Source organism: Kitasatospora sp. NPDC087271 (assembly GCF_044744605.1).
Taxonomy (GTDB): Bacteria; Actinomycetota; Actinomycetes; order Streptomycetales; family Streptomycetaceae; genus Kitasatospora.
In genome coordinates this window covers 73,095-97,965 of sequence record NZ_JBIUYQ010000015.1, presented here as the reverse complement: position 1 = coordinate 97,965, position 24,871 = coordinate 73,095, and the positions used below count along the sequence as shown (strand labels likewise).

At 73.8% G+C, this 24,871-nt stretch carries 21 protein-coding genes; 12 read left to right on the top strand and 9 right to left on the bottom strand.

From position 1 onward, the window contains the following. Window positions 1-36: 36 nt before the first annotated feature. The 4 genes from ACIO9K_RS24225 to ACIO9K_RS24210 all read left to right on the top strand — a co-directional run bounded on the left by ACIO9K_RS24225 (window position 37) and on the right by ACIO9K_RS24210 (window position 5,290). On the top strand, window positions 37-2,226 hold the full coding sequence (locus ACIO9K_RS24225) for an MMPL family transporter (RefSeq protein ID WP_400332937.1): 2,190 nt from the start codon (window positions 37-39) through the stop codon (window positions 2,224-2,226). A gap of 244 nt (window positions 2,227-2,470) precedes the next feature. Beyond that, window positions 2,471-3,760, top strand: coding sequence for a histidine kinase (locus ACIO9K_RS24220; RefSeq protein ID WP_363617156.1), 1,290 nt, complete (start codon window positions 2,471-2,473; stop codon window positions 3,758-3,760). Further along, entirely contained in the window at window positions 3,757-4,431 is a 675-nt protein-coding gene (locus tag ACIO9K_RS24215) for a response regulator transcription factor (protein ID WP_350885603.1), read from the top strand. Before ACIO9K_RS24220 ends, ACIO9K_RS24215 begins: the two co-directional genes overlap by 4 nt. A 208-nt stretch (window positions 4,432-4,639) precedes the next feature. Further along, on the top strand, window positions 4,640-5,290 hold the full coding sequence (locus ACIO9K_RS24210; RefSeq protein WP_363582583.1) for a hypothetical protein: 651 nt from the start codon (window positions 4,640-4,642) through the stop codon (window positions 5,288-5,290). A gap of 60 nt (window positions 5,291-5,350) precedes the next feature. On the opposite strand, the gene ACIO9K_RS24205 is transcribed toward ACIO9K_RS24210, so the two are convergent. Both ACIO9K_RS24205 and ACIO9K_RS24200 read right to left on the bottom strand, forming a co-directional pair. Continuing rightward, window positions 5,351-6,076, bottom strand: a complete 726-nt coding sequence (locus tag ACIO9K_RS24205; protein ID WP_363582585.1) for a DUF4097 family beta strand repeat-containing protein — start codon at window positions 6,074-6,076, stop codon at window positions 5,351-5,353. Between the two features lie 255 nt (window positions 6,077-6,331). Further along, a complete protein-coding gene (locus ACIO9K_RS24200; protein WP_363617153.1) occupies window positions 6,332-7,162 on the bottom strand; it encodes an SAM-dependent methyltransferase in 831 nt (276 codons plus the stop codon). Window positions 7,163-7,397: 235 nt separating this feature from the next. On the opposite strand from ACIO9K_RS24200, the gene ACIO9K_RS24195 reads away from it, so the two are divergent. The 6 genes from ACIO9K_RS24195 to ACIO9K_RS24170 all read left to right on the top strand — a co-directional run bounded on the left by ACIO9K_RS24195 (window position 7,398) and on the right by ACIO9K_RS24170 (window position 13,019). Next, the gene (locus ACIO9K_RS24195; protein ID WP_363617605.1) at window positions 7,398-7,754 is read left to right on the top strand and encodes a PRC-barrel domain-containing protein; all 357 of its coding nucleotides are present in this window, start codon (window positions 7,398-7,400) and stop codon (window positions 7,752-7,754) included. Window positions 7,755-7,963: 209 nt separating this feature from the next. Then, the gene (locus tag ACIO9K_RS24190) at window positions 7,964-8,230 is read left to right on the top strand and encodes a metal-sensitive transcriptional regulator (protein WP_363582589.1); all 267 of its coding nucleotides are present in this window, start codon (window positions 7,964-7,966) and stop codon (window positions 8,228-8,230) included. Window positions 8,231-8,554: 324 nt separating this feature from the next. Next, a complete protein-coding gene (locus ACIO9K_RS24185; RefSeq protein WP_400332930.1) occupies window positions 8,555-9,988 on the top strand; it encodes an endonuclease/exonuclease/phosphatase family protein in 1,434 nt (477 codons plus the stop codon). Between the two features lie 14 nt (window positions 9,989-10,002). After that, the gene (locus tag ACIO9K_RS24180; RefSeq protein ID WP_363582593.1) at window positions 10,003-11,994 is read left to right on the top strand and encodes a phosphocholine-specific phospholipase C; all 1,992 of its coding nucleotides are present in this window, start codon (window positions 10,003-10,005) and stop codon (window positions 11,992-11,994) included. Between the two features lie 97 nt (window positions 11,995-12,091). Further along, entirely contained in the window at window positions 12,092-12,565 is a 474-nt protein-coding gene (locus tag ACIO9K_RS24175) for a VOC family protein (RefSeq protein WP_400332926.1), read from the top strand. Between the two features lie 4 nt (window positions 12,566-12,569). After that, window positions 12,570-13,019 carry an SRPBCC family protein gene (locus tag ACIO9K_RS24170; RefSeq protein WP_400332923.1) on the top strand — a complete coding sequence of 150 codons (450 nt, stop codon included), beginning with the start codon at window positions 12,570-12,572 and terminating at the stop codon, window positions 13,017-13,019. A gap of 53 nt (window positions 13,020-13,072) precedes the next feature. On the opposite strand, the gene ACIO9K_RS24165 is transcribed toward ACIO9K_RS24170, so the two are convergent. The 3 genes from ACIO9K_RS24165 to ACIO9K_RS24155 form a co-directional block, all read right to left on the bottom strand. Further along, the gene (locus ACIO9K_RS24165; RefSeq protein WP_363617145.1) at window positions 13,073-14,308 is read right to left on the bottom strand and encodes an aromatic acid exporter family protein; all 1,236 of its coding nucleotides are present in this window, start codon (window positions 14,306-14,308) and stop codon (window positions 13,073-13,075) included. 109 nt (window positions 14,309-14,417) lie between these two features. Continuing rightward, window positions 14,418-15,158 (bottom strand): polyprenol monophosphomannose synthase, encoded by a 741-nt coding sequence (locus tag ACIO9K_RS24160; RefSeq protein WP_363617143.1) that lies wholly within the window; start codon window positions 15,156-15,158, stop codon window positions 14,418-14,420. 270 nt (window positions 15,159-15,428) lie between these two features. After that, window positions 15,429-17,045: a N,N-dimethylformamidase beta subunit family domain-containing protein gene (locus tag ACIO9K_RS24155; protein WP_400332919.1), complete on the bottom strand. Its 1,617-nt coding sequence runs from the start codon at window positions 17,043-17,045 to the stop codon at window positions 15,429-15,431. Window positions 17,046-17,360: 315 nt separating this feature from the next. Between ACIO9K_RS24155 and ACIO9K_RS24150 the strand changes: the two genes are divergently transcribed. After that, window positions 17,361-19,262: an amino acid transporter gene (locus ACIO9K_RS24150; protein WP_363617139.1), complete on the top strand. Its 1,902-nt coding sequence runs from the start codon at window positions 17,361-17,363 to the stop codon at window positions 19,260-19,262. A 92-nt stretch (window positions 19,263-19,354) separates the two neighbouring features. On the opposite strand, the gene ACIO9K_RS24145 is transcribed toward ACIO9K_RS24150, so the two are convergent. The 3 genes from ACIO9K_RS24145 to ACIO9K_RS24135 form a co-directional block, all read right to left on the bottom strand. Next, complete coding sequence (locus ACIO9K_RS24145; RefSeq protein ID WP_363582603.1) at window positions 19,355-19,624, bottom strand: GlsB/YeaQ/YmgE family stress response membrane protein; 270 nt, start codon at window positions 19,622-19,624, stop codon at window positions 19,355-19,357. Window positions 19,625-19,815: 191 nt separating this feature from the next. Next, window positions 19,816-20,616: a HEAT repeat domain-containing protein gene (locus tag ACIO9K_RS24140; protein ID WP_363617137.1), complete on the bottom strand. Its 801-nt coding sequence runs from the start codon at window positions 20,614-20,616 to the stop codon at window positions 19,816-19,818. Between the two features lie 75 nt (window positions 20,617-20,691). Continuing rightward, window positions 20,692-21,381: a TetR/AcrR family transcriptional regulator gene (locus ACIO9K_RS24135; protein ID WP_400333135.1), complete on the bottom strand. Its 690-nt coding sequence runs from the start codon at window positions 21,379-21,381 to the stop codon at window positions 20,692-20,694. Window positions 21,382-21,516: 135 nt separating this feature from the next. Between ACIO9K_RS24135 and ACIO9K_RS24130 the strand changes: the two genes are divergently transcribed. Further along, window positions 21,517-22,776 carry an FAD-dependent monooxygenase gene (locus ACIO9K_RS24130; RefSeq protein ID WP_400332914.1) on the top strand — a complete coding sequence of 420 codons (1,260 nt, stop codon included), beginning with the start codon at window positions 21,517-21,519 and terminating at the stop codon, window positions 22,774-22,776. On the opposite strand, the gene ACIO9K_RS24125 is transcribed toward ACIO9K_RS24130, so the two are convergent. After that, complete coding sequence (locus ACIO9K_RS24125; RefSeq protein WP_363617131.1) at window positions 22,760-24,610, bottom strand: hypothetical protein; 1,851 nt, start codon at window positions 24,608-24,610, stop codon at window positions 22,760-22,762. The two genes, ACIO9K_RS24130 and ACIO9K_RS24125, sit on opposite strands and share 17 nt — an antisense overlap. Window positions 24,611-24,871: the final 261 nt, after the last annotated feature.

The following is a 24,871-nucleotide window of genomic DNA, read 5'->3' as shown; positions in this document are numbered from 1 at the left end:
GCACTCTGACCGAGATCCGAAGGAGTCCACTCTTCCGTGGCCACGTTCCTGTACCGCCTGGGCCGCTGGGCCTTCGTCCGACGTCGGCTGGTGACCCTGCTCTGGGTCGCCGTGCTGGCGGTCTGCGGAGTCCTGGCGGCCAAGGCGCCCGCCGCACCCGACGACGGCTTCGCGATGCCCGGTACGGAGGCGCAGAAGGCCTTCGACCTGATGAACGAGCGCTTCCCCGGCGGCCACGCCGACGGCGCCTCGGCCCGCCTGGTGTTCGTCGCCCCGTCCGGGCAGAAGATCACCGCCGAGCCCAACCAGCAGGCGGTGGAGCGGACGGTCGCCGAGCTCGCCCACGCCGACGAGGTCTCCGGCGCGGTCAGCCCGTTCAAGGCCAACACCGTCTCCAAGGACGGCACCACCGCGTACGCGACCGTCAGCTACTCCGTGAAGGCGGGCGAGCTGTCCAAGGGCGCCACCGACGCCCTCGAACAGGCCGCCCAGCACGGGCGGGACGCCGGGCTCAAGGTCGAGGTCGGCGGCAACGCGCTGATGGCCAAGCCCGAGGCCGGCGGCAGCAGCGAGATGATCGGCATGGCGCTGTCCGCGGTCGTCCTGGTGATCACCTTCGGCTCGCTCGTCGCCGCGGGCCTGCCGCTGCTCACCGCCGTGATCGGGGTCGGCCTCGGCATGGCCCTGATCACCGGGCTCGGCAGCACGCTCGGCCTGTCCTCCACCACCAGCACGCTGGCGATGATGCTGGGACTCGCGGTCGGCATCGACTACGCGGTGTTCATCGTCTCCCGCTACCGGGCCGAGCTCGCCGAGGGCCGCACCCCGCAGGAGGCGGCCGGCCGGGCCGTCGGCACCGCAGGCTCCGCCGTGGTGTTCGCCGGGCTCACCGTGGTGATCGCCCTGGCCGGGCTCTCGGTGGTCGGCATCCCGATGCTCGCCAAGATGGGCATGGCCGCGGCCGGCACGGTGGTCATCGCCGTCCTGGTCGCGCTCACCCTGGTCCCCGCGCTGCTCGGCTTCATCGGCCGCCGGGTGCTGCCCCGCAAGGCCCGCAAGGGCGCCGTCCAGCCGAAGAAGGAGAACGGCGGCTCCCGCTGGGCCAAGTTCGTGCTGCGCCGCCCGCTCGCGGTGCTGCTCGGCGGTGTGATCGGCCTCGGGGTGCTCGCCGCCCCCGCGCTCGACCTGCGGCTCGGCCTGCCCGGGGACGAGTCGAAGCCGACCTCCACCACCCAGCGCCGCGCCTACGACCTGCTGTCCGAGGGCTTCGGCCCCGGCTTCAACGGGCCGCTGACCGTCATGGTCGACGTCAAGGGCACGCCCGACCCGAAGGCCGCCGCGAGCGAGGTCGCCAAGACGGTCTCGGCGCTGCCCGGCGTGGTCTCCGTCACCCCGCCGATGTTCAACAAGGCGGGGGACACCGCCCTGCTGAACGCCGTCCCGTCCACCGGTCCGAGCGCCGCGGAGACCAAGGACCTGGTCCAGGCCATCCGCGGCCACGCCGCCGGCCTCAAGACGGCCACCGGGGCGACGGTCCTGGTCAGCGGTACGACGGCGATGAACATCGACGTCTCGCAGAAGCTCACCGACGCGTTGGTGCCCTACCTCGCGGTGGTCGTCGGCCTCGCCGTCGTCCTGCTGCTGGTGGTGTTCCGCTCGGTGCTCGTCCCGCTGAAGGCGGCGCTCGGCTTCCTGCTCTCGGTAGCCGCCGCGCTCGGCGCGGTCGTCGCGGTCTTCCAGTGGGGCTGGCTGGCCAATCTGATCGGCGTCGAACAGACCGGCCCGGTGATGAGCATGATGCCGATCTTCATGGTCGGCGTGGTCTTCGGCCTCGCCATGGACTACGAGGTGTTCCTGGTCACCCGGATCCGCGAGGGCTTCGTCCACGGCGAGCGGCCCGACCAGGCCATCGTCACCGGCTTCCGGCACAACGCCCGGGTGGTCACCGCCGCCGCGTTCATCATGATCGCCGTCTTCGCGGGCTTCATCGGCATGGGCGAACCGATGATCAAGATGATGGGTCTGGGCCTCGCCGCGGCCGTCGCCTTCGACGCCTTCGTGGTCCGGATGACCATCGTCCCGGCCGTCCTGGCCCTGCTCGGCCGTCACGCCTGGTGGCTGCCGCGCTGGCTGGACCGGCTCGTGCCGGACATCGACGTCGAGGGCAGCAAGCTGCAGACCGCCGCCCCCGAACCGGCCCCGGTCCGGGAGTCCGTCGGCGTCTAGGCGGGAATCCGTCGGCGTCTAGGGCCGACCCCCCGCGGACCAGCCGGGGCCCGTCCCGATCCACGGGACGGGCCCCGACCCGGACAATGGTTCGATCCCTACCGTTACCGTTGCTGTCGGGGTCCGCCACGCACACGGCGGCCCCCGACCCGGCCCACCCCGCCCGGCAGGGCGCGGTTCGGCACGAACTGGCAGAACCCGGCGAGGGTGCCGCCAGGGCACCCCCGACCCGGAGAGCACCACGATGAGCGACACCTGGCAGCGGCTGCGCCGCGACCACCCCCGGCTGCTCGACGCCGTCGGCGGCGCCGTCCTGATCGCGATGACCGGCATCGGCGTCACCGTCGACCAGACCGGCCACGTCATCTCCTTCAGGCCGCTCAGCGCCACCATCGCGCTGGTCTCCGCCGTCACCGTGTTCGCCCACCGCCGGCACCCGCGGGCAGTGGTCGTCATCACGCTGATCTGCACGATGGCCCTCATCCTCACCACCCCCCGCCTCACCCCCGGGCTGGCCACCCCGCTGCTGCTCGCCCTGTACTTCCTCGCCGTCCGGACCGACCGCGCCACCGCCCTGCGCGCCTCGATCGCCTCCGCCGTCCTGCTCACCGGCACGTCGCTGATCGGCGACGGCGGCGGCCCGATCGGCCAACGGCTCGGCGTCCTGGCCTGGGCCCTGCTGCCCGGCGCCCTCGGCGACTCCATCCGCAACCGCCGCGCCCACCTCGCCGCCATCGAGGAACGCGCCGAACGCGCCGAACGCACCCGCGAGGAGGAGGCCCGCCGCCGGGTCGCCGACGAGCGGATCCGGATCGCCCGCGACCTGCACGACGTCGTCGCCCACCACATCGCCCTCGCCAACGCCCAGGCCGGCATCGCCGTCTACCTCATGGACCGCCACCCCACCCAGGCTCGCGAGGTGCTCAGCCACATCACCGACGCCACCGGCTCCGCGCTCCAGGAGCTGCGCGCCACCGTCGGCCTGCTGCGCCGAGCCGAGGAGCCCGCGCCACTCGAACCGGCCCCCGGCCTCGACCGGCTTCCCGAGCTGATCAACGCCTTCGAACGCACCGGCCTGCCGGTGCGGCTCACCGTGGAGGGCGAGGCTCGCGCGCTCTCGCCCGGCGTGGACCTCACCGCCTACCGGATCGTCCAGGAGTCCCTGACCAACGTCGCCAAGCACGCCCAGGGCGCCGGCGCCGAGATCACCCTCGCCTACAGCGGCAGCCGGGTCGCCGTCAGCGTCGCCAACGGACGCCCGCCGACCAGCGCCCGCCCCCGGCAGGCCCTGCTGCCCCACCCGGCCCCCGGCGAGGGCGGCTTCGGACTGATCGGCATGCGCGAACGGGCCGGCGCGGTCGGCGGCCGCCTCACCGCCGACAGCCGGCCCGACGGCGGCTTCCTGGTCACCGCCGAACTCCCGCTGCGCACCGGCGCCCGGGACGACGGCGCCGGCCGCGGTGGCTGCGCCGTACGGGCGGACCGGGCCGGCCGGGAAGACCGTGCCGTTCGAGTAGACAAGGACCACGCATGACCATCCGGGTACTGCTCGCGGACGATCAGGCGCTGCTGCGCGGTGCGTTCCGGGTGCTGATCGACGCCGAGGACGACATGGAGGTGGTCGGCGAGGCCGCCGACGGCCACCAGGCCGTCGAACTCGCCCGCGCCACCCGCCCCGACATCGTCCTGATGGACATCCGCATGCCCGGCGCCGACGGCCTCGGTGCGACGGCCGCCATCTGCGGCGACGAGGAACTGGCCGGCACCCGGGTCCTGATCCTCACCACCTTCGAGATCGACGAGTACGTGGCCCAGGCGCTGCGGGCCGGCGCCGGCGGCTTCCTCGGCAAGGGCGCGGACCCGGCGGAACTGCTCGCGGCCGTCCGCACCGTCGCCGCCGGGGACGCCCTGCTCTCGCCCGCCGCCACCCGGGCCGTCATCGACCAGTTCCTCGCCCAGCCCGATCCGGCGGCCGGCGGCACCGCCGAGCGGCTGTCCGTCCTCACCGCGCGCGAGCGCGAGGTGATGTCGATGGCCGCCACCGGCCTCACCAACGAGGAGATCGCCGAGCGGATGTTCGTCAGCCCGTTCACCGTCCGCACCCACGTCCACCGCGCGATGGCCAAGCTGGACGCCCGGGACCGGGCCCAACTCGTCGCGATCGCCTACCAGTCCGGCCTGGTCCCGCCGGGCCGTCCGGCCTGACCGGCGAAGGGCCGCCGGCCGACCCGTCCGCCGGCCCGCCTGCCGATCCGTCCGTCCAACTCGCCTGGTCTGCGGCGGTAGCAGGACTGATCGACCGTCAAACTCCGGCCATATGTCGGTGATCTGAATTCCAGCCTGCCCGAAAACGACCTCCGAACTGGTGTATCAGCGAGTAGTCTGCCGATGACTCAGGATGAGGAGGGTGTTCGTGGAAACCAAGGACACGGCAGGCGAGGTGCGGATTCTCCAGCCGTTGCCCGGGCGCACGGCGGACGGATCGCAGGAGTTCGACCTGCGGTTGACGCGTTTGCTCCGCCTGCTCGGGGCTGAGGCCGCGCACGGGGCGGACTTCCCGAGCGCGGCCCGGTGGGAGGTCCACAAGGCGCTTTCCGGGCGTACCGACCTGCCCGAGGAGTACTTCGAGGCACTGCTGGAGGCGGCGGTCTACGACCCCAACCCGAGCTTCAACCGGCGCTTCGTCGAGCCGGCCCTGCTCGCTTTCGGCCAGCGCCGGGTGCGGCTGACCCTGCTCGGCTACCTGCACACCGGCACCGACGCCGAGCGCGCCGGCGCCGCCCGGGCCTGGTACTGGACATCCCTGTCGGTCGGGGACGGCCGCAGCACGGCTGCCGCCGACGAGGGGTCGACCGTGCGGGACGCCTGGTACGAGGCCGCGCTGCGGGAGTTCGTCGCCAACGAGGACCTGGACGTGCGGCGCTGCATCCTCCCCGGGCTGCCCCTGGTGCCGCGTGCCTACCCGTCGCGGCTGCACGCCCTGGTGGAGGCCGCGGTGGCCATCGCGAGGGCGCACCCCGACGAGTACATCCGGCACCGCGCCGAGGTCCAGGTCGGTCTCTGACCACCCCTGCCCCCGGCCCCGCCCCGGCCCCGCTACGCCCCCCCGGCGGGGCCGGGGCGGTCAGCCCGTCTTGACGGTGATCTCGCCGATGTTCGTCCCGAGGTCCAGCTTGTACTGGCCGTTCGGGTCGTTCTGGACGCCGATGTGCTTCTCGCCCAGGTCGGTCGAGGCGGTGACGTGGTAGGAGGCGGTCGGCACGGTCACGTTGATCTCGCCGTTGGAGGTCTTCGCCGTGATGTTCTGGGCCTTGCCGGGGGTGAGCTTGATCCCGCCGTTGTCGGTCTTGGCGCTGACCCGGTCGCCCTTGAGCGAGGTGCCCTTGATCTCGCCGTTGTCGGTGCGCACGTCGACCGGCCCGGCCACGTCGTCGAGCGTGATGTCGCCGGAGCTGGTGTGCACCGAGACGTCGCCGACCTGGGTGAGCTTGATCCCGCCCGCCGACGTCCCCCCGGTGATCGGCAGCCCCGGCGGCAGCTCGACGGTGTAGTCCACCGAGCAGTTGCGTCCGCAGCCGCCGAGCACCAGCAGGCCGCCGTCCACCCGGGTGCTCGCGCCCGGCTTGCCGCTCCGGTACGTGATGTTGCGGTGGACGGCGGCCTGGGTGGCGCCGGCCTTGCCGCGCACGGTCACCTCCCCGGCGTCGCTGTCCAGGCGGATGCCGGTGATCTTGTCCGTGACGGTGGCGTCGTCGGTGAAGTTGGTCCCGATCGGGTTGCAGGCGCTGAGCACCCCGGCGGAGAGCCCGGCGACCACGAGAGCTCCCGCGAAACGGTGGTACCTGCCCATGTTCGTCCCCCATGTGTCCTGCGCTGCTTGTTGCGCGGTAGCCCCTGATGACCGCCCCCGTCCGGGGCCGTCCCGACGACAGTAACCGCACGTGGTGGCCCCGGTCGGTGGTATTAACCCCCCTAAAGCGACTCCAGCCAGCCCCCCGGCGCCGCTCCACCCGCTCCCACCTGGGCCCGCCCGGGCCCGCCGTCGCCCCGCCTTCGCCCCGGGATGAATCTGTAGACCGGTCGGTATATTCGCCCAGGGGAGCCGTCAGGGCTTGCGACCCACCGCCCCGTAGATGCTGACGCGGTCGGCGCCGGGGGCGGGGGCGGTGTCGGGGCGCCAGAGGGGGACGGTGGTGATGCCGGGGTCGAGGAGGTCGAGGCCGGCGAAGAAGGCGCGGACCTCGTCCCGGGTGCGGCCGACGAGGGGGGCGGTGGCCTTGTCGTAGATGCCGGTGACGCGGTCGCGGACCTCGGCGGGGATGAAGTCGGCAGTGCCGTGCGAGAGGACGAGGTGGCTGCCGGAGGGGAGCGCGTCCATCAGCGTGTCGACCGCCTGATGGGGCTTGTCCTCGTCGCGCAGGAAGTGCAGGACGGCGGCCAGGACGAGGCCGACCGGTCGGGAGAAGTCGAGGAGCCCCGCGGCCTCGACGACGGCGAGTACGGCGGACGGCTCGCGCAGGTCGGCCTGGAGGACGGCGGTCCGCCCCGGGCCCGTGCCGGACATCAGGGCGCGGGCGTGGCTGAGCACGATCGGGTCGTTGTCGACGTAGACGACCTGCGCCCCGGGATCGGCGGCCTGGGCGATCTCGTGGGTGTTGCCGGCGGTGGGGATGCCGGTGCCGACGTCGAGGAACTGGTCGATGCCGAGGTCGGCGACGCAGCGCACCGCGCGGGTGAGGAAGCCCCGGTTGGCCCGCGCGGTGGAGCGGAACTCCGGATTGGCGGCGAGCGCCTTCTCGGCGGCGGCCCGATCGGCGGGGAAGTTGTCCTTTCCCCCGAGGTAGTAGTCGTACATCCGGGCCGGGTGCGGGATGTCGGGCCGCAGGTCGGCCGGGGTTCCGGCCTCGCCGGACTCCCACAGGTCGTCGTGTCCCACGGCCGCTGCCTCCGTCTGTCGACGATCGGGTGATCTGCTTGCAACTCCCTCGGCGGACAGCCTAAAGCCCAGGTCACGGCCCTGGTGGCGGTTGGTCAGGTCACCCCTGTATGTCCGTTTTCGTCGCCCATCGCGCGCCCCCGGTCGTCCCGGCGGAGGATGGGAGGTCCCGGCGGCGAACCGTTGTCGGGTGACGGAAGCGGAAAGACCGGGGAACAGGAGGTCCGACGCTGTGGTGATCGCTATGGCAGACATCCGCGAATGGCGCGGCCACGCCGTGGTCGACGAGAAGAGCCACCGCATCGGCTCGCTGGAGTCCGTTTACGTGGAGACGGCCACCGACCAGCCGTTCTTCGCCACCGTCACGGTCGGCCTGGTGACCAGGCGCCGCCTGGTGTTCGTCCCGCTCGACGGGGCGGTCGTCGGGCCGGACTACGTCCAGGTGGCGTTCCCGAAGAACCAGGTCAAGCAGGCGCCGTCGATCGGCACCGACGACGTCCTGCCCGCCGAGGACGAACCGGCCGTGTTCGCGCACTACGGGCTCCCGTACGAGACCGGCGCCGGTGGCGAGCGCCGCCTCGCCCGCCGCTGAGCACAGCCGCTGACCAAAGCCACTGAGCAAAGTCACTGAGCAAAGTCACTGAGCAAAGCTGCTGGGCAAAGCTGCTGGGCAAAGCGGCTGAACACCGTCGCCGAACCGCCGAACACCCCAGTGCCCCCGCCCGCATCGCCCCGCCCGGGAATGGATACCCCACCGGGTACAGTTGTCAGTCGACAGTCGATGCGAAAGGCGGCCCGGACATGCAGGTGGACGAGGAGTCGGTCGGCGCGGTCCTGAACCGGCTGCGCCGTGCCCAGGGCCAGCTGGCCGGGGTGATCGCGATGATCGAGGCGGGCCGTGACTGCAAGGACGTGGTCACCCAGCTCGCGGCGGTCTCGCGTGCCCTGGACCGGGCCGGGTTCAAGATCGTGGCCAGCGGCATGCGCCAGTGCATGGCCGCGTCCGACGAGGACACCCCGCCGATGAGCGAGGCCGAGCTGGAGAAGCTGTTCCTCGCCCTGGCATAAGCCGAGAAGTCAAGAAGCGCAGCAGCCGAGAGGCGCAGCAGCGCGTGAGGGCCGCGACGGATCCCGTCGCGGCCCTCACGGCGCTTCCGGCCCCCCGGCGTCTCCGCCGAGAATTCCCGCCGCCCGCCACGGAGTTCCCGAACCGCCCGATGGGCCGTCACACGCCGTTCACGTCCCGGTCGCTGACTTTCGGATGAATGAGGGCCGCCCACAGTTGTACAGCCAACTGTCGGGCCCTCCCTTCCCCAGCCTCCGTGACCAGCCGCGCGCGGACCCGGCGCCGACCCCCGGCGGACCGGGCCCCGGGCGGCGGACAGGACAACCGTGGCCGCAGGCAGCGCCCTGACCCTCACCTCCTCCGCCAACCCCACCGAAGGCGACCGGCTCACCTTCCACTGGACGACCGACGCCCCCGACGCCAAGAACTGGGTCGGCGTGTACGACGGCGGACGCCAGCCCGGCAACGGCGGCTCCCTCCTCTGGAAGTACGTCCCGGGCACCTCCGGCGACCTCCAGCTCGACACCTCCGCGCTGACCGGCGGCCCGTACACCGCCTACCTGCTCGCCAAGGACGGCTACGGCGTCCTCGCCCGGACGGCCCCGTTCAGCTTCCGCGCCAAGCCGGCCGTCGTCCGCCCGCACAGCGCCGTGGACGCCCTCACCACCGCGCCCGTCGCCCCCGGCGCGGCGGTCTCCGTCAAGCTCGGCGGCCTCTGGTCCCGCCCGGTCGGCAACCCGGCGGGGACCGCCGTCTTCCGCAAGGTCAGCGGGCCGTCCTGGCTGAACGTCACCGCCGACGGCACGCTCACCGGCACCGCGCCCGCGGCGGGCAAGAGCCCCGAGCTGGCCGTCGTCGGCGTCAAGGACAGCGCGGGTGCCGTCGACACCGTCACCGTCCTCATCCCCGTGGTCGACCCCGCCGCGCCGCCGCGCCTCAAGGCCGCCAGCTGGAACCTGCACGACGCCGGCGCCGGGTACACCGACGCCCTGGAGAAGCAGCTACGGGTCGTCCTCACCCAGGGCCTGGACGTCCTCGCCCTCCAGGAGACCGCCGGTGAGCGGGCGAAGACCCTGGCCGACGCGCTCGGCTGGTACGCCTACCAGAGCCCCGGCAGCGTCGGCATCCTGAGCCGCTACCCGCTCGCCGACGTCACCCCGCCGACCGCCGACCTGCCCGCCGCCGGGGCCACCGTGCAGCTCCCCGGCGGCCGGGCCGTCCGCTTCTGGACCGCGCACCTCGACGAGGCCGGCTACGGCCCGTACGCGCTCCAGGACGGCCGGACGGCCGCCCAGACGGAGGCCGCCGAGGCCGCCTCGCTCCGCCTGAAGCAGGCCAGGGCCCTGGCCGCCGCGGTGCGCGCGGACATCGCCCGGCGCACCCCGGTGGTGCTCGCCGGCGCCCTCTCCTCGCCGTCCCACCTGGACTGGACGGCCGCCACCGCCGCCGCGCACGGCGGCGTCGGGGTGCTCAACTGGCCCGTCAGCGTGGCCCTTCAGGGCGCGGGGCTGACCGACACCTTCCGCGAGGAGCACCGCGACCCGGTCAAGTTCCCCGGCGCGACCTGGTCGCCCACCCGCAAGCAGCGCGGCGCCAAGCCCGAGCCGCAGGACCGCATCGACTACGTCCAGTACGCCGGCCCGCTGAAGCTGGTCGAGGCGCACACCCTGGTCGCCGACTGGCCGCAGCCCGAGCCGAACACCGCCGCCAACGAGTGGCCCTCCGACACCGCCGCCGCCGTCGCCACTTTCCAGCTCTGAGAGGCCAGTTCGTGATGTCCGAGCTCTCCCGCCGCACCTTCGTCGGCGCCACCGCGGCCGTCGGCGCCACCGCCCTGACCGGACTGGGCGCCGCCCCCGCCGAGGCAGCCCCCGCCGCCGCCCCTGCCGCCTCCGGCCGGCTGACGGGCACCATCAAGGACGTCAAGCACGTCGTCGTGCTGATGCAGGAGAACCGCAGCTTCGACCACTACTTCGGCACGCTCAGCGGCGTCCGCGGCTTCGGCGACAAGCAGGCGCTCCAATTCCCGGACGGCGCAGACGTGTTCCGCCAGCCGGACAGCCGTCGCAGCGACGGCGGCGCCATGCTGCCGTACCGGATGGACACCTCGAAGTACAACGCGCAGAACGCCGGCGGCCTGCCCCACGACTGGGCGACCGGCCACCAGGCGATCAACAACGGCGCGATGAACAAGTGGATCGCCGCCAAGGGCGAGCGCACCATGGGCTACTTCACCCGGGACGACATCCCCTACCAGTACGCCCTGGCCGACGCGTTCACCCTCTGCGACGCCTACTTCACCTCCCTCGCCGGCCCGACCGACCCCAACCGGCTCTACCTCTGGACGGGCACCTCCGGTCCCGGCCGCGACGGCACCACCGGGCCCTGGATCGACAACACCCCGGTCACCGACAACCCCGTCGCCGACTGGACCACCTACGCCGAGCGCCTGGAGCAGGCCGGCGTCAGCTGGCGGGTCTACCACAACCCCAGCAAGGACGACCGCACCGGCGACTACGACGACAACGCCCTCTCCTACTTCAAGCAGTTCCACAACTTCCCGCCCACCGACCCGCGTTACATCAACGCGATGACCAAGTTCGACCCGGCCGCCTTCGACCGCCACTGCAAGGACGGCACCCTGCCGACCATCTCGTGGCTGGTCGCCCCCTACCTCTTCTCCGAGCACCCGGAGGCCGGCCCGGCGTACGGGGCGCACTGGGTCGACCAGGCCCTCCAGTCGCTGATGTCCAACCCGGCCGTGTGGCAGCACACCGTCTTCCTGGTCATGTACGACGAGAACGACGGCTACTTCGACCACATGGTCCCGCCCACCCCCGAGCCCGGCACCCCCGAGGAGTTCACCCAGGGCCGCGCCATCGGCCTCGGCAACCGCGTCCCGCTGTGGGTCGTCTCGCCCTGGTCGCGCGGCGGTTGGGTCAACTCCCAGGTCTTCGACCACACTTCCGTGCTGCGCTTCATGGAGCTGGTCACGGGCGTCGCCGAGCCGAACATCTCGGCCTGGCGCCGGTCCGTCTGCGGCGACCTCACCAGTTGCTTCGACTTCGCCGCGCCGAACCCGTCCGTCCCGTCGCTGCCCGACACCACGGCCCTGATGGCCAGGGCCGACGCGGGCACCAAGCTGCCCGGCGTCGCCCTCCCGGCGGTCGGAGCCCAGGCGATGCCCGTCCAGGAGCGCGGCGAGCGCCCGCACCGCCCGCTGCCCTACCAGCCGTGGGCCGACGTGGAGGTGGACCGCAAGACCGGCAAGGTCACCTGCACGATGAGCAACGACGGTTCGGTGGCCTTCCCGTACACCGTCTACCCGAACATCGCGCTGCCCTTCGCGGGCACCCCGTACACCGTCGCCCCCGGCGCCACCGCCCGGTACGTCTGGGACGCCGCCGCCACCAACGGCCGCTACGACTTCACCGTCCACGGCCCGGACGGCTTCGTCCGCCGCTTCGCCGGCACCGTGGTCCGGGACGGGCAGGACGGCCAGAACGACATCGGCGTGCCGATCGTCACCGCCGACCTGCACGGCAGCGTGCGGCTCACCTTGCAGGTGGCCAACGACGGCATGACCGACGTCTCCTTCACCGCCGCGCCCAACGACTTCGCGGGCACCGCGCAGACCGTCCGGGTCAAGCCCGGGCAACAGGCGAACCTGTCCTGGCCGCTGGACAAGCAGGGCCGCTACGACGTCGTCGTCACCGCCCACACCGGCCTGCGCTTCGTACAGCGCTACGCGGGCTGGGTGCACTGACCCGGTGGCGGGCGGGCCGCGGGCCGGGGGCGCCGAACCGGTGACCCCCGGCCGTGGCTCGGCCGTCCGGGCGGGGCCCGGGGCTACCGTCGGGCGCATGCAGAAGATCACCACCTTCCTCTGGTTCGACGACCAGGCCGAAGCGGCCGCCACCTTCTACACCTCGCTCTTCCCCAACTCCCGCATCACGCAGGTCACCCGCTACCCCGAGACCGGCCCCGGCGGAGCCGGCTCGGTCATGACCGTCGCCTTCGAACTCGCCGGGCGGGAGTACGCGGCCCTCAACGGCGGCCCCGAGTTCCACTTCTCCGAGGCCATGTCGCTACAGGTGGAGTGCGACGGCCAGCAGGAGGTCGACGAGCTCTGGGCCAAGCTCACCGCCGACGGCGGCCAGGCGGGCCCGTGCGGCTGGCTCAAGGACCGCTTCGGCCTCTCCTGGCAGATCACCCCGCGCGTCCTGCTCGACCTGATCGCCGACGAGGACCGGGCCAAGGCCGGCCGGGTGATGGCGACGATGATGCGGATGCAGAAGATCGAGGTCCAGCCGCTGCTCGACGCGGCCAGGGGCTGACGCGATGGCCGCGCCCGCCCTCCACAGCACCCTCTACCTGCGCGCCACCCCCGAGCGGGTCTGGCACGCCCTCACCAACGCCGACGAGTCCGGCCTCTACTGGGGCCACCGCAACGTCTCCACCTGGCTGCCCGGCGCGCCCTGGGAGCACCAGCGCGCCGACGGCTCCGGGACGGCCGAGGTGATCGGCGTCGTCGAGGCCGCCGACCGCCCGCACCGGCTGGTCACCACCTGGGCGGCGCCCGGGGAGCGGCGCCCGGGCGGTCCCTCCAAGGTCACCTTCGAGCTCCGGGGCTGGCACGACCTCACCCGGCTCACCGTCACCCACGACCAGCTGGCCGACGAGGCCGAGCGGGCGGACGTCGAGCGGGGCTGGTCGGCGGTGCTGTCCAACCTGAAGACCTACCTGGAGACCGGCCACCCGCTCCCGCAGGAACCCTGGTCGATGCCCTGAGCCCCCAAGCCCCCCAAGCCCCCAAACCCCCGCCCCCGGAGTCCGACGCAGGCTCAGCGCCCGGCCCGCACCGCCGGGCGCGCCCGCTCGCCCCGGACGAACCGGCGCAGCCCGGCGAACCGCGAGAACCGCTCCCGGCTCGCCACCGAGGCCCGGTCCAGCTCCTCCATCAGTCGCCGGCTGCGGTGCTCCAGGTCCAGTTCGTCCAGGATCCGGTCCACCTCGGCCAGTATCGAACCGTGCAACTGCCACGCCTCGGGGTGCTCCCGCACCTTCCGCAGCAGCACCTGGGCGACGTTCTCCCGGCAGGTCCAGGCCGCGGCCAGCTCGGCGGTCAGCCGCCGCTCCGCCTCCTCGGCACTGCGGCTCACCTGGGTGGTGACCAGCACCGCGAAGCTGACCATGGCCCCGCCGACGTGCGCCAGCAGTTCCTCCAGGCCCACCGCGACGTCCGGCGGGAACAGCCGCTCGCCGGGCGCGCGCCGCTTGGCCAGGTCGGTCAGCGAGCGCGCCAGCACCCGGATCACCACCACGCAGATCTCCAGGGTGTCCAGCCCGGTGCGCAGCACCAGCCGGGACAGCAGCCCGTCGTTGATCCGTGGATTGAGCCGCAGGCTGTCCTCCGCCTGGCGCAGTGCCACGTCCACGTCGGCGATGGCGTGGTCGAGCCGGCGGGCCTCGTGCAGCTGCTCGGCGGCCCGGGCGACCGGGGTCGGACGGCCCAACTGCTCGGCGATGTCCAGCAGCAGCTGGCGGGCCCGCCGGGCGAGGTCCTCGATCGATTCCCCGGCGGTGTCCACCCAGACCGGCGGGGCGAACAGCAGGTTGAACAGCAGGCCGACGGCGGCGCCGATCAGCGTCTCCAGCACCCGGTCCCAGGCCTGCGAGGCGAGCCCGCTGACGCCGAGGATCAGCATGGCGCTGATCGCGACCTCCTGGACGAACTCCTCGACCCGGACGAACCGGCCGACGACCAGCGAGGCCAGGATGATCAGCCCGAGGCTCCACCAGGAGAGCCCCACCACGGCGCTGAACCCGGTCGCGATCAGCACGCCGACCACCACCGAGTTGACCCGGCGGATGCTGGTCTTGAGCGTCGAGTAGACGGTGACCTGCACCACCAGCAGCGCGGTGAGCGGGGCCGTCAGCGGGGCCGGCTCGCTGCTGAGCCGGGTGGCCACCGCGAAGGCGAGGGTGGCGGCCACGGTGGCCCGCACGGTCTGGACGACGAAGGGTTCTCGGGCACCGCGGCGGATCAGGGCCGTGAGGGACTCCGGGAGAAGGGCCATGTCGCCCTTCTTTCCCCGTGGTCGCCCTTCACACCGCCGAGCCGTCCGACCGGCACCCGTATGCCCTGGCCCTGACCCGGGCGAGGGGCACGGCCCGGCGGGCTACGGCCTACCGCGGGTCCTGGCGGTTCAGCCGCAGCTTCCAGGGCGCCAGCGCCGACTCGACCTGCACCCCGATGCTCATCTTCGACGCGCCCTCGATCCGCTCCTCGAAGCGGATCGGCACCTCGCGGATCGTCAGGCCGCGCTGGACGACCCGGTAGTTCATCTCGACCTGGAACGAGTACCCGCTGCTCTGCACGCTCGGCAGGTCGATCGCCCGCAGGGTGCTCGCCCGCCAGGCCTTGAAACCGGCGGTGGCGTCCCGGACGCCCAGGCCGAGGATGGTGTTGACGTAGAGGTTGGCCCAGGCGGAGAGGGCCTTGCGGTGCCAGGGCCACTCCGCGGCGGTCGAACCGCCGGGCACGTAGCGGGAGCCGAGCACCACGGCGGTGTCGTCGGCCAGCAGGGCCTGGACCATCGCGGGTATCGCCGAGGCCGGGTGCGAGAGGTCGGCGTCCATCTGGACCACGACGTCGGCGTCCTCGTCCAGGGCCCGGGCCATGCCGGCCAGGTAGGCGCGGCCGAGGCCGTCCTTCTCGGTGCGGTGCAGGACGCCGACGGTGCCGCCGGACTCCGCGGCGAGCTTGTCCGCGATCTCGCCGGTGCCGTCCGGCGAGTTGTCGTCGACCACCAGCAGGTGCAGGCCCGGTACCGGGAGGTCCGCGAGAAGACCCGCGAGGACCGGAAGGTTCTCCCGCTCGTTGTACGTGGGGACGACGACAACGACCTTCGGGGAGGCCTCGACCATGTTCTGTTTCCCTCGTGCCCTTTCCGGCCGGCACCCGTGCCACGCCGGACGGTTGTCCTTGACGACCTGCTGTGGATGAGACCGTGTGAGTGTATCGGTGCGGCGGACGGTTCCTCGCCCCGGGTGACGGGCTGGGCACGGCCGGCCACGGCCCGGAAATCCGTTCGACCGCGATGCGTGCCCGGGGCACCGCGTCACCGCCCCGATCCGTCGTTCCGGGAAATTTCCTCGACGGCCCCTCGCAGGCGGCCCCTCGCAGCCCCCGGCGGGCTACGCCCCGCCGTAGACGGTCGCGAGGTTGTCCCGGGCCGGGTGGGTCAGGCCGGCCGGGCCGGCGGCGAAGGTGCGCAGGACGTTCTCGGTGACCCGGCGGACCAGGTCCCCGGCCCGGGCGTCGATCCCGTGGTCGGCGCTGCCGCCCCCGGGCCCGTGCGCGTCCAGGGCCTCCACCCAGCGCATCGTCCCGGAGGCGAACACCCCGGCGCCGCCCGGCACGGTGTAGTACGCGGTGTCGGAGTGCGAGCGGCGGCCCTCGCAGACCACGGGGGAGTGCGCGATCACCTCGATCGGACGCGGGGTGGGGAAGGCGGTGTCCACCCGGTCGTACTCGACGCCGACCAGGTGCGGGAACGACGCCCCGGCGGCGACGCCGGTGCCCTCGAACGCCCAGTGCTCCGGAGAGCCGACCACGTACGGGGCGTCCACCGGGTAGCCGTCGTAGATCACGCCGAGCATCGAGCTCTCCGGGTCGGCGCCCGGGCCGGCCCGGAAGTCGGTGGTCGCCGGGGCGCCGGCCTGGTGGCCCGGGTCCTGCGCCCACGCGTCCTTGTAGCAGACCACCGTCCGGTCCGGGCCCAGCTCCGAGGGCTCGAAGCGGACCCGGCGGAAGCAGCAATTGGCACCCAGGACCGCCAGGTTGGTGCCGGCGTCCCGGGCCGCGACCACCTGGGCGCGCTGCTCGGGGGACCAGTACTCGTCGTGGCCGAGGGAGAGGACGGCGCTCGCGCCGTGCAGCAGCCCGGGCTCCCGGGCCACGTCGATCCCGGTGGTGTAGGCGAGCGGCAGCCCGAGCCGCTCGGCGAGCGCGACCAGCGGCGCCTCGTACACCAGGAACAGCCCGGCGCCGTGGTCGTAGTCGTAGGGCCGGTCGAAGACCACCCGCAGCGAGCGGGTGGCCAGACCGCCGGTGGGGCCGTTGTAGAGGCTGTACCCGCCCCACTCGTTGTACGCCTGCCAGGTGGCGGGGGCGCTCATCACGACCGTCCGCCCGGCGGTGACGGCGGAGCGGACGGTGAGCGGGACGTAGCGCTGGCCGGAGCCGTCCTCGGCGTCCAGGCGCAGCAGGTAGGCGCCCTCGGGCCAGCCGGTGGTGTCCACGGCGAGGGTGCGCTGCCAGCCGGTCAGCACGGTCCTGGTCGCGGGGTCCACGCGCGGGGCGGGCTGCCGGCCGCCCGGGACGTGCTCACGGCGCCAGACCAGGCGGGCGCGGGCGCCGTCGTACCAGCCGGTGCGGTAGGCGGAGACGGTGAAGGCGGCGGCCGGGGTGGAGACGTGCAGGCCGAACTGCTCACCGGGCAGCACGCTGACCCGGTCGGCGAAGCCCTCGATGGCGTCGGCGGGGCCGGGGTCGGTGATCTCCCAGTCGGGCGCGCCGGGTAGGGACTGCTCCGGCGGGACGCCCACGCGCTGGGCGGCGGTCGGGGCGGCGTCGTCGGGGGAGGGGCGCGGGGCGGGGCCGTCGGACGAGGAGCGCGGGGCGGGGTCCGGGCGGTGGGTGCCGCAGGAGGCGGTGGCCGCCGCCAGCAGGCCCAGGCCCAGAATGCCCCGCCGACTCGGTTCCGCCACCGCTGCCTCCCTGGTGTCCGTTCTCGGCAAACCTGCACGCATCCGTCGATCGCGCGGATATCCTCGCCCGTTCCGGGCAGTGCGTGCGGCCCGCCGCGCCGGGACGGCCGGCACGACGGGGCGCCGTCCGCCACCGCTGAGGGCCGTCCGGGGCACCCCTGGCGTGTCCGGACGCGCTGCTCCCCGGCGGCACCGGTCCGGTCCCCTAGCCTGACCAGGCCCGCCGTCCGGCGGCCTTTGGGGGGCCGGAGCCGAGCGCGGCCGGCCGACTGGTGGACAGGGGTGCACGTGGTGTCGTCGGGTTCGGCCGATCCGGGGGTGGCACCCGCGACCCGCGGCGCGAGGTTCCGGGCGTGGATGCTGGAAGGCCTGTCGGACATGGCCAAGCAGCACCCCGGCCCGCACGCCGAGGCGCCGCACGTCAAGGGCCAGCGCTGGTGGCGGGTGATGTGCCTGACCGGCCTGGACTACTTCTCCACGCTCGGCTACCAGCCCGGCATCGCCGCCCTCGCCGCCGGCCTGCTCTCGCCGCTGGCGACCATCGTGCTGGTGGTCGTCACCCTGCTCGGCGCCCTGCCCGTCTACCGGCGGGTCGCCCAGGAGAGCCCGCACGGCCAGGGCTCGATCGCGATGCTGGAGCGGCTGCTGTCGTTCTGGCAGGGCAAGCTCTTCGTGCTCACGCTGCTCGGCTTCGCGGCCACCGACTTCATGATCACCATCACCCTGTCGGCTGCCGACGCGACCGCGCACCTGGTGGAGAACCCGCATCTGCACAGCCTGCTGACCGGCAAGCAGGTGACGATCACCCTCATCATGGTGGCCCTGCTCGGCGGGGTCTTCCTCAAGGGCTTCAGCGAGGCGATCGGCATCGCCGTCGTCCTGGTCGCGGTCTACCTCGCGCTGAACGTCGTGGTGGTGACCAACGGGCTCTGGCACGTGCTGAAGGCCCCGCACGTCGTCGGCGACTGGACCGACGCGCTCACCGCCGAGCACGGCAACGTGATCGCGATGATCGGCGTCGCGCTGATCGTCTTCCCGAAGCTGGCACTCGGCCTGTCCGGCTTCGAGACCGGCGTCGCCGTGATGCCGCACATCGAGGGGGACCCGGACGACACCGAGGAGAAGCCCACCGGCCGGATCCGCGGCGCCCGCAAGCTGCTCACCACCGCGGCCGCGATCATGAGCTGCTTCCTGATCACCACCAGCCTCATCACCACCCTGCTGATCCCCGCGGACGCCTTCAAGGCCGGCGGCCAGGCCAACGGGCGGGCGCTCGCCTACCTCGCCCACCAGAACCTCGGCAACACCTTCGGCAGCGTCTACGACCTGTCCACGATCGCCATCCTCTGGTTCGCCGGCGCCTCCGCGATGGCCGGACTGCTCAACCTGATGCCGCGCTACCTTCCCCGTTACGGCATGGCCCCGCACTGGGCCCGCGCGGTGCGGCCCACCGTGATCGTCCTCACCCTGATCGCCTTCCTGGTCACCTGGCTGTTCGACGCCAACGTGGACGCCCAGGGCGGCGCGTACGCGACCGGCGTGCTGGTGCTGATCAGCTCGGCCGCCATCGCCGTCACCATCGCCGCCCACAAGTCGGGGCAGCGTCGCAGGACGGTCGGCTTCGCCGCGATCGCCGGCGTCTTCCTCTACACCACGGCCGTGAACATCGCCGAGCGGCCGGACGGCGTCAAGATCGGCGGCTGCTTCATCGCCGGCATCATGCTGGTCTCGTTCCTCTCCCGGCTCAAGCGGGCCTTCGAACTGCGCGTCACCGACGTGGTGCTCGACGTCGTCGCGGAACGCTTCGTCCGGGACTACACGTACCGCCCGCTGCGGCTGATCGCCAACGAGCCGAACAGCCGGGACCTCGCCGAGTACCGCGACAAGATCCGCCAGATCCGCGCCGACAACGACATCCCGACCGAGGACGACCTGGTCTTCGTCGAGGTCACCGTGCTCGACCCGTCCGACTTCGAGGCCGAACTGACCGTGCGCGGCGAGGTGCTGCACGACCGCTACCGGGTGCTGACGCTACAGAGCTCCAGCGTGCCGAACGCGCTGGCCGCCCTGCTGCTGCGGGTGCGGGACCTCACCGGGCAGCAGCCGCACATCTACTTCGAGTGGACCGAGGGCAATCCCTTCGCCCAGTTCCTCAGGTTCTTCCTCTTCGGCCAGGGCGAGATCGCCCCCGTCACCCGCGAGGTCCTGCGCGAGGCGGAACCGGACCGCAGCCGCCGCCCGGCCGTCCACGTCGGCTGACGGCGCCTCCCCGCCGAACGGGTCGGCCGCCTCCGCCTCCTGCCACCGGCGGTCCGGGGCGGCGGCAGCCCGGGTCGTCCGGGTCGTCCGGGTCAGCGGCTCGGGTGGGACTTGCTCCAGGCCGGGGCGACGAAGGCCACCAGGGCGACGGCGAAGCCGAGTTGGAGTAGGTGCCGGATCCAGTCGATGCCCGAGGTGTGGCGGACGCCGATCCATCCGGAGACGGCGTTGCCGAGCCAGGCCCCGGCGGCGCCGAGCAGCATCGTCAGCCACCAGGGGATCGACTGCGGCCCGCGCAGGATCAGCTTGGCCAGTACGCCCAGCACGAAGCCGATGAGCAGAATCCACAGGAGCTGGAACATCGCAGTCCACCTTCCGGGCGCGGCCGGACTGACACCGGTGCGCCGAATCGCCGAGACGCGGTTCGTCCCATGATCGCCCGGATCGGCCGAACGGGCACGTCGGGAGCTTCTACGGCTCCGGCCGCACCTGCTCGGTCCCGAGCTTCATCGACGACTCCTGGCCGCGAAGCGCGTCTCCTGACGGCCGGCCCTCAGCGCTCCAGCGCCGCCTCGACGGCCTCGCGGACGTCCGGGTGCGGGTCGTTCGCGAGGCCGTCGAGCAGGGCGGCGACGCCCGGGGTGGACCAGCCGGCGACGGCCCACACCAGTTCCTCGCGCACGGCCGGGTCCGGGTGGGCGGCCAACCGGGCGAGGCGGTCCAGTGGGCCGCGGCGGCGGCGCCCGAAGCTCTGCAGGGCGGCGAGCAGTTCGGCGGGGTCGCCCGGCTCGCCGGCGGCCTCGATCCGGGCGAGCAGGACGGGCACGGGCGGCGGCGGGGCGTCCAGCGGGTGCTGGTGGCGCTCGCGCAGCCGACGGCTGCCGTACCCGCCGACGGGCTGGCAGCCCATGCAGGGGCACGGCCGGGTGCCGTGGGCGTTCGGCTGGTAGCGCCAGCCGGAGACCTGCGGCACGCCGCGGATCCGGTGGACCTCGCGGGCGCCCACCGCGCGCGGCACGAACACCTCCCAGCCGCGCGGGTCCGCCAGCTCGGCGACCCGCCGCACCGCCTCGGCGGCGGGCACCCACTGCTGGGCGTCCCTCGCGCGGTCCCGGTAGTGCCCGGCCAGCACCTGCTGTGCGTCGTCCAGCCGGAGGTGCACCGCGACCAGGGAGCCCCCGGTGCCGAACCGGGCCAGTTCGCGCAGCCACTGGTGGGTCAGCGGGTACGAGGGCAGTACCGGGAAGCAGTACAGCCCGCGCACCCCGCCCTGCCCCCGGCTGTCGGCCCGGATCCCGGCGCGGCGGATCCGCGGCGCGTTCGCCGCGGTGGTCAGGTGCACGAACATCGCCATGGCCCGGGATGCTAGCGGCTGACCGAACGCGGGCCCATCGGATTTCCCTCGCGAGGCGCGGCGGGGCAGGTGGCGTCAGGCGGTGCCCGTGCGGCGGGTGATCAGGGCGGCGAGGCCGTCCAGGATGCGGTCCAGGCCGAAGTCCAGGGCCTGGTCGCGCCCGTCCTCCCCGGTCATGGCGGCGGCCAGGGCGGGGTAGCGGTCGGCGTGCTGGTGCACCAGTGTGCCGAGGGTGGTGAGGAGTTCGGCTTCGGGGGAGCCGTCGGGCCCGGCGGCGCGGGACTGCTGAGCGATGCTGCGGACGTGTCCGGCGAGCAGGACGGCGGCGTCCATCCGCTCGGGGCCGGTCAGTCCGTGGCCGTCGAGGGCGGTCACCACCCGTTCCAGCCAGGTGAGTTCCTTCGGGCCCATCACCCGGGGGCCGACGGTGGCATCGAGCAGCCACGGGTGGCGGCCGAACGACTCGGTCAAGTGGTGTGCCCAGGCGGTGAGTTGGGCCCGCCAGTCGTGGGCGTGCCGGTCCTGCGGGGGCTCGCCGACGGCGGCCTCGACCATCAGGGCGACGAGTTCGGCCTTGCCGGGCACGTAGCGGTAGAGCGACATCTTGGTGAAGTCGAGCAGTCCGGCGACCTTCTGCATCGAGACCGCGCCCAGGCCTTCGGCGTCCGCGATCTCGACGCCCGCCGCCGCGATCCGCTCCAGGCTGAGGGCCGGTTTCGGCCCGCGGGTGGGCTTGGTCGGGGGGCCCCAGAGCAGCCGCACCATGTCGTTCGCCGCCTCGCTCACAGTCCGCTCCCGTTCTGGGGGTTGCTCGTCCGACCTAACTGCGTCTACCGTACACAGCAGCAAACAGTATCCACCGGACACAGTTTCTCGACCCTCTCGGACGGAGTGGTTCCCATGAGCACCAAGGTCCTGATCTCGGGCGCGAGCATCGCCGGCCCCGCCCTGGCCCACTGGCTCGGCCGGTACGGCTTCGAGGCCACCGTCGTCGAACTCGCCCCGGCGCTGCGCGGCGGCGGCCAGAACGTCGACTTCCGCGGCCGCACCCACCTGACGGTGCTGGAGCGGATGGGCGTCCTCGACGAACTGCGCGCGCTCGACACCGGCGGCAGCCCGATGACCTTCCTCGGCGCAGACGGCCGTCGACTCCTGCACCTGCCCGCCGAGTTCGCGGGCGGCGAGCTGGAGATCCCGCGCGGCGAACTCGCCCAGCTGCTGTACCGGCACAGCCGCGCCCGCGCCGAGTACGTCTTCGGCGACTCCATCACCGCCCTGGAGGAGACCCCGAGCGGTGTGCGGGCCGCCTTCCGGCACGGCGCGCCGCGCGAGTTCGACCTGGTGATCGGCGCCGACGGGCTGCACTCCAACGTCCGCCGGCTCGCCTTCGGCCCCGAGCAGCGCTACGTCCGCCACCTCGGCTACTACGCGGCCACCTGGCAGTTCCCCGACGACCTCGGCCTGGCGCCCGGTTCGGTCGGCCTCAACGTCCCCGGCCGGCTCGCCTCGATCGGCGCCGACCACCGCGACCCGGCCCGCGCGGGCGCCTTCTGCCTCTTCGCCTCGCCCGAACTGCGCTACGACCGCCATGACCCGGAGCAGCAGAAGGCCCTGGTGCGGGACGCCTTCGCGGGCCTCGGCTGGGAGGTGCCGCGCCTGCTGGAGAGCCTGCGGCACGCCCCCGAGCTCTACTTCGACTCGATCAGCCGCGCCGACGTCCCCACCTGGTCCAGCGGCCGGATCGCCCTGCTCGGCGACGCGGCCTGCGGCGCCACCATCGGCGGCATGGGCACCGGCACCGCCGTGGTGGCCGCGTACGTCCTGGCCGGCGAACTGGCCCGGGCCCGCGGCGACCACCGCACCGCCTTCGCCCGGTACGAGCGGCTGCTGCGCGGCTACGCCGAGGGCTGCCAGAAGGGCGGGGACCGCACCGGACCGTTCCTGGCGCCGCGCACCGCCACCGGCCTGCGCGTGCGCAACGGGCTGCTGAACCGGCGCTGGGTGCTGAACCGGATGCTGGAGCTCGGCAAGCAGGTCTCCAGCGTCGAGCTGCCGGACTACGAGCTGCCGGACTACGAGCTGCCGAAGAGTGAGCTGCCGGGCAACGAGCTGCCGGAGTACGCGCGCGAGTCGGCCGGCCGGTTCAGCGCGGCGGGCTGATCCGGGTGCCGCCGTCCAGGGCCGCCTCCACCTGGACGGTCGCCCGGGCCGGCCGCTCGACGGCCAGCGTGTGGTCCGGGACGGGCCGGTCGGCGGACCAGTCCGGGCCCTTGACGGCGAGCCGGGTGACCCGCCGGCTGCCCGCCGCGAGCAGGAACTCCGCTCCCTGCGGGGAGCGCCACCAGGCCCAGCCGACGACGTCCTGCTCGAAGCGGCTGCACGCCCGCCCCGGGCCGCCGCCGGTGCGCTGCGGGCCGCGGGCGGTCGGCAGCAGGACGGCGGTGGTGGCGCTGCCCTCACCGGTCCAGCGGTCGGCGCGCAGGCAGACCCAGGACGCCGAGCCCGCGTTCTGCGGCAGCGGCTGCACCGCGAAGGCCCACAGGTTGAGCTGCTTGACGCCCGGCGTGCCGTCCGGGACGGCGCAGCCCGCGCGGGCCCAGGCCAGCAGCGCGTCCTGGCCGGTGGCCTCGCGCGGCTCGCGGGCCGGCTGGGCGCGGTCCGGCGGCGGGGAGTAGGTGAGGTGCGCGGGGACGAGCCCGCCGAGGTCGGTCAGCAGGAAGGCGTGCTTCTCGGCGATGGCGGGGGAGGAGCGCAGCTGGAGCACCGTGGCGCCGTGGCAGTCCGCGAGCCCGCCGCCCGGGACCGCCGCCGTGACCCCGTCAGGGTGGTCCAACGGCCGTGCGGGGGAGTCGGGTTGGTCGATCCGGCGGGTCTCGGCGGCGTCCACCCAGGGGGCCAGCAGATAGCGCACGGCGGTGCCCTGGCGGCGCAGCACCACCGCGCCCGCCGTGGTCACGTCCGAGTCGTCGGCCCGGGCGAGGTCCAGGCCGCCGTCGCGCCCGTCGGTGTAGCGGGCGAGCCGCCGGCCGTCGAACAGCACCACCAGGGCGGTGCCGTCGACCGTCCCGGCGAACAGCAGGGCCGGCGGGGCGACGGGCGGCGTGGCGTCCACGCCCGGCTCGGCGCGGGTCTGCGGGCCGGGCCGCTCCCAGGCGGCCAGGGCGCGGCCGAGCAGCGCGCCGTCGTCGCGGCGGTCGCCGCGGGCGGGCCAGGCGGTGAAGTCGACCCGCGCGGTGTGCTGCCACCGGTCCGGCTCGACCCGGGTCAGGCGGGCCGGGTCGGCCGCGGTGCCGGACGGGGTGGGCGCGGGGCGGGCCGCGGGCGCGGCCGGCCCGGAGTCGGCCACCACGGCCGCCGTCGTGCTGAGTCCGAGCAGGCCGACCAGCAGCGCGGCGCTCCAGGTCCGGCGGCGGCGCAGCAGGTCGGTGGGCTGGACCCGCACCGCGCACGGGTCGAAGGCGGGGGGCTCCGGGTCCGCCCCGGCGGTCACGCCGGCCGCCGCCGCGACGGCCTCCTCGGGGTGCTCGACCCCGGCCCGTCGCAGCGCCCCGGCCGTCTGCTCCGGCGTCAGCCCCTCCACCGCGCGCAGGGCGAAGGCCGCCCGGGCGGGGGCGTCGAGGGCCGCGAGTGCGCGGTCCAGCGCCGCGTCCTCCTCGCCGCCGTGCGGGGTGAACAGTCGCAGTCCCCAGATCCGGGGAGCGGGTAGCCGCCGCGCGGGGTGCGGCCGCAGCGCGGCGCGCAGCACCCGCAGGCGCAGTGCGGCGTACACCGGGTCCTCGTCCGCCGCCGGCGGACCGGCCGGGCGGGTCCAGCGGGAGGGCAGGGCGCGCTGGACGGTCGCGTGCGCGGCCAGCACCCGGCTGTGCCGGTCCCGGTCGGCGGGCAGCGCGAGGTACGCCAGCCGGGCCAGCCTGCGGTAGTGGCGCACCAGCGCGGCTTCGGCCTGGGCCACCGGGCGCGCCGCGGCGCCCTGCGCCGACGATGCCGCGCCCATCGTCCGTCCTGCCAACGTGCCCTCCCCGGATGCCGTGCGTGCTGTCGTGGTGGACGGTCCAACGAGTCGATCATGTGATGGTTGCGCCGTCCGGGTCACCGGGTCGCTGGATCGCCGGATCGCAGGGTCGGTGGTTTCGGCGAGGCGCCGGGCTGGCGGTGGTTCGGCACGGTGTCGGATCCGCGTTCGGCGGGCGGGCCCAAGGTCCCACCCGTTCAGCCCCTTGGCCCCTGGCGGCCCGTGCCGCCGGGCGCGATGCTG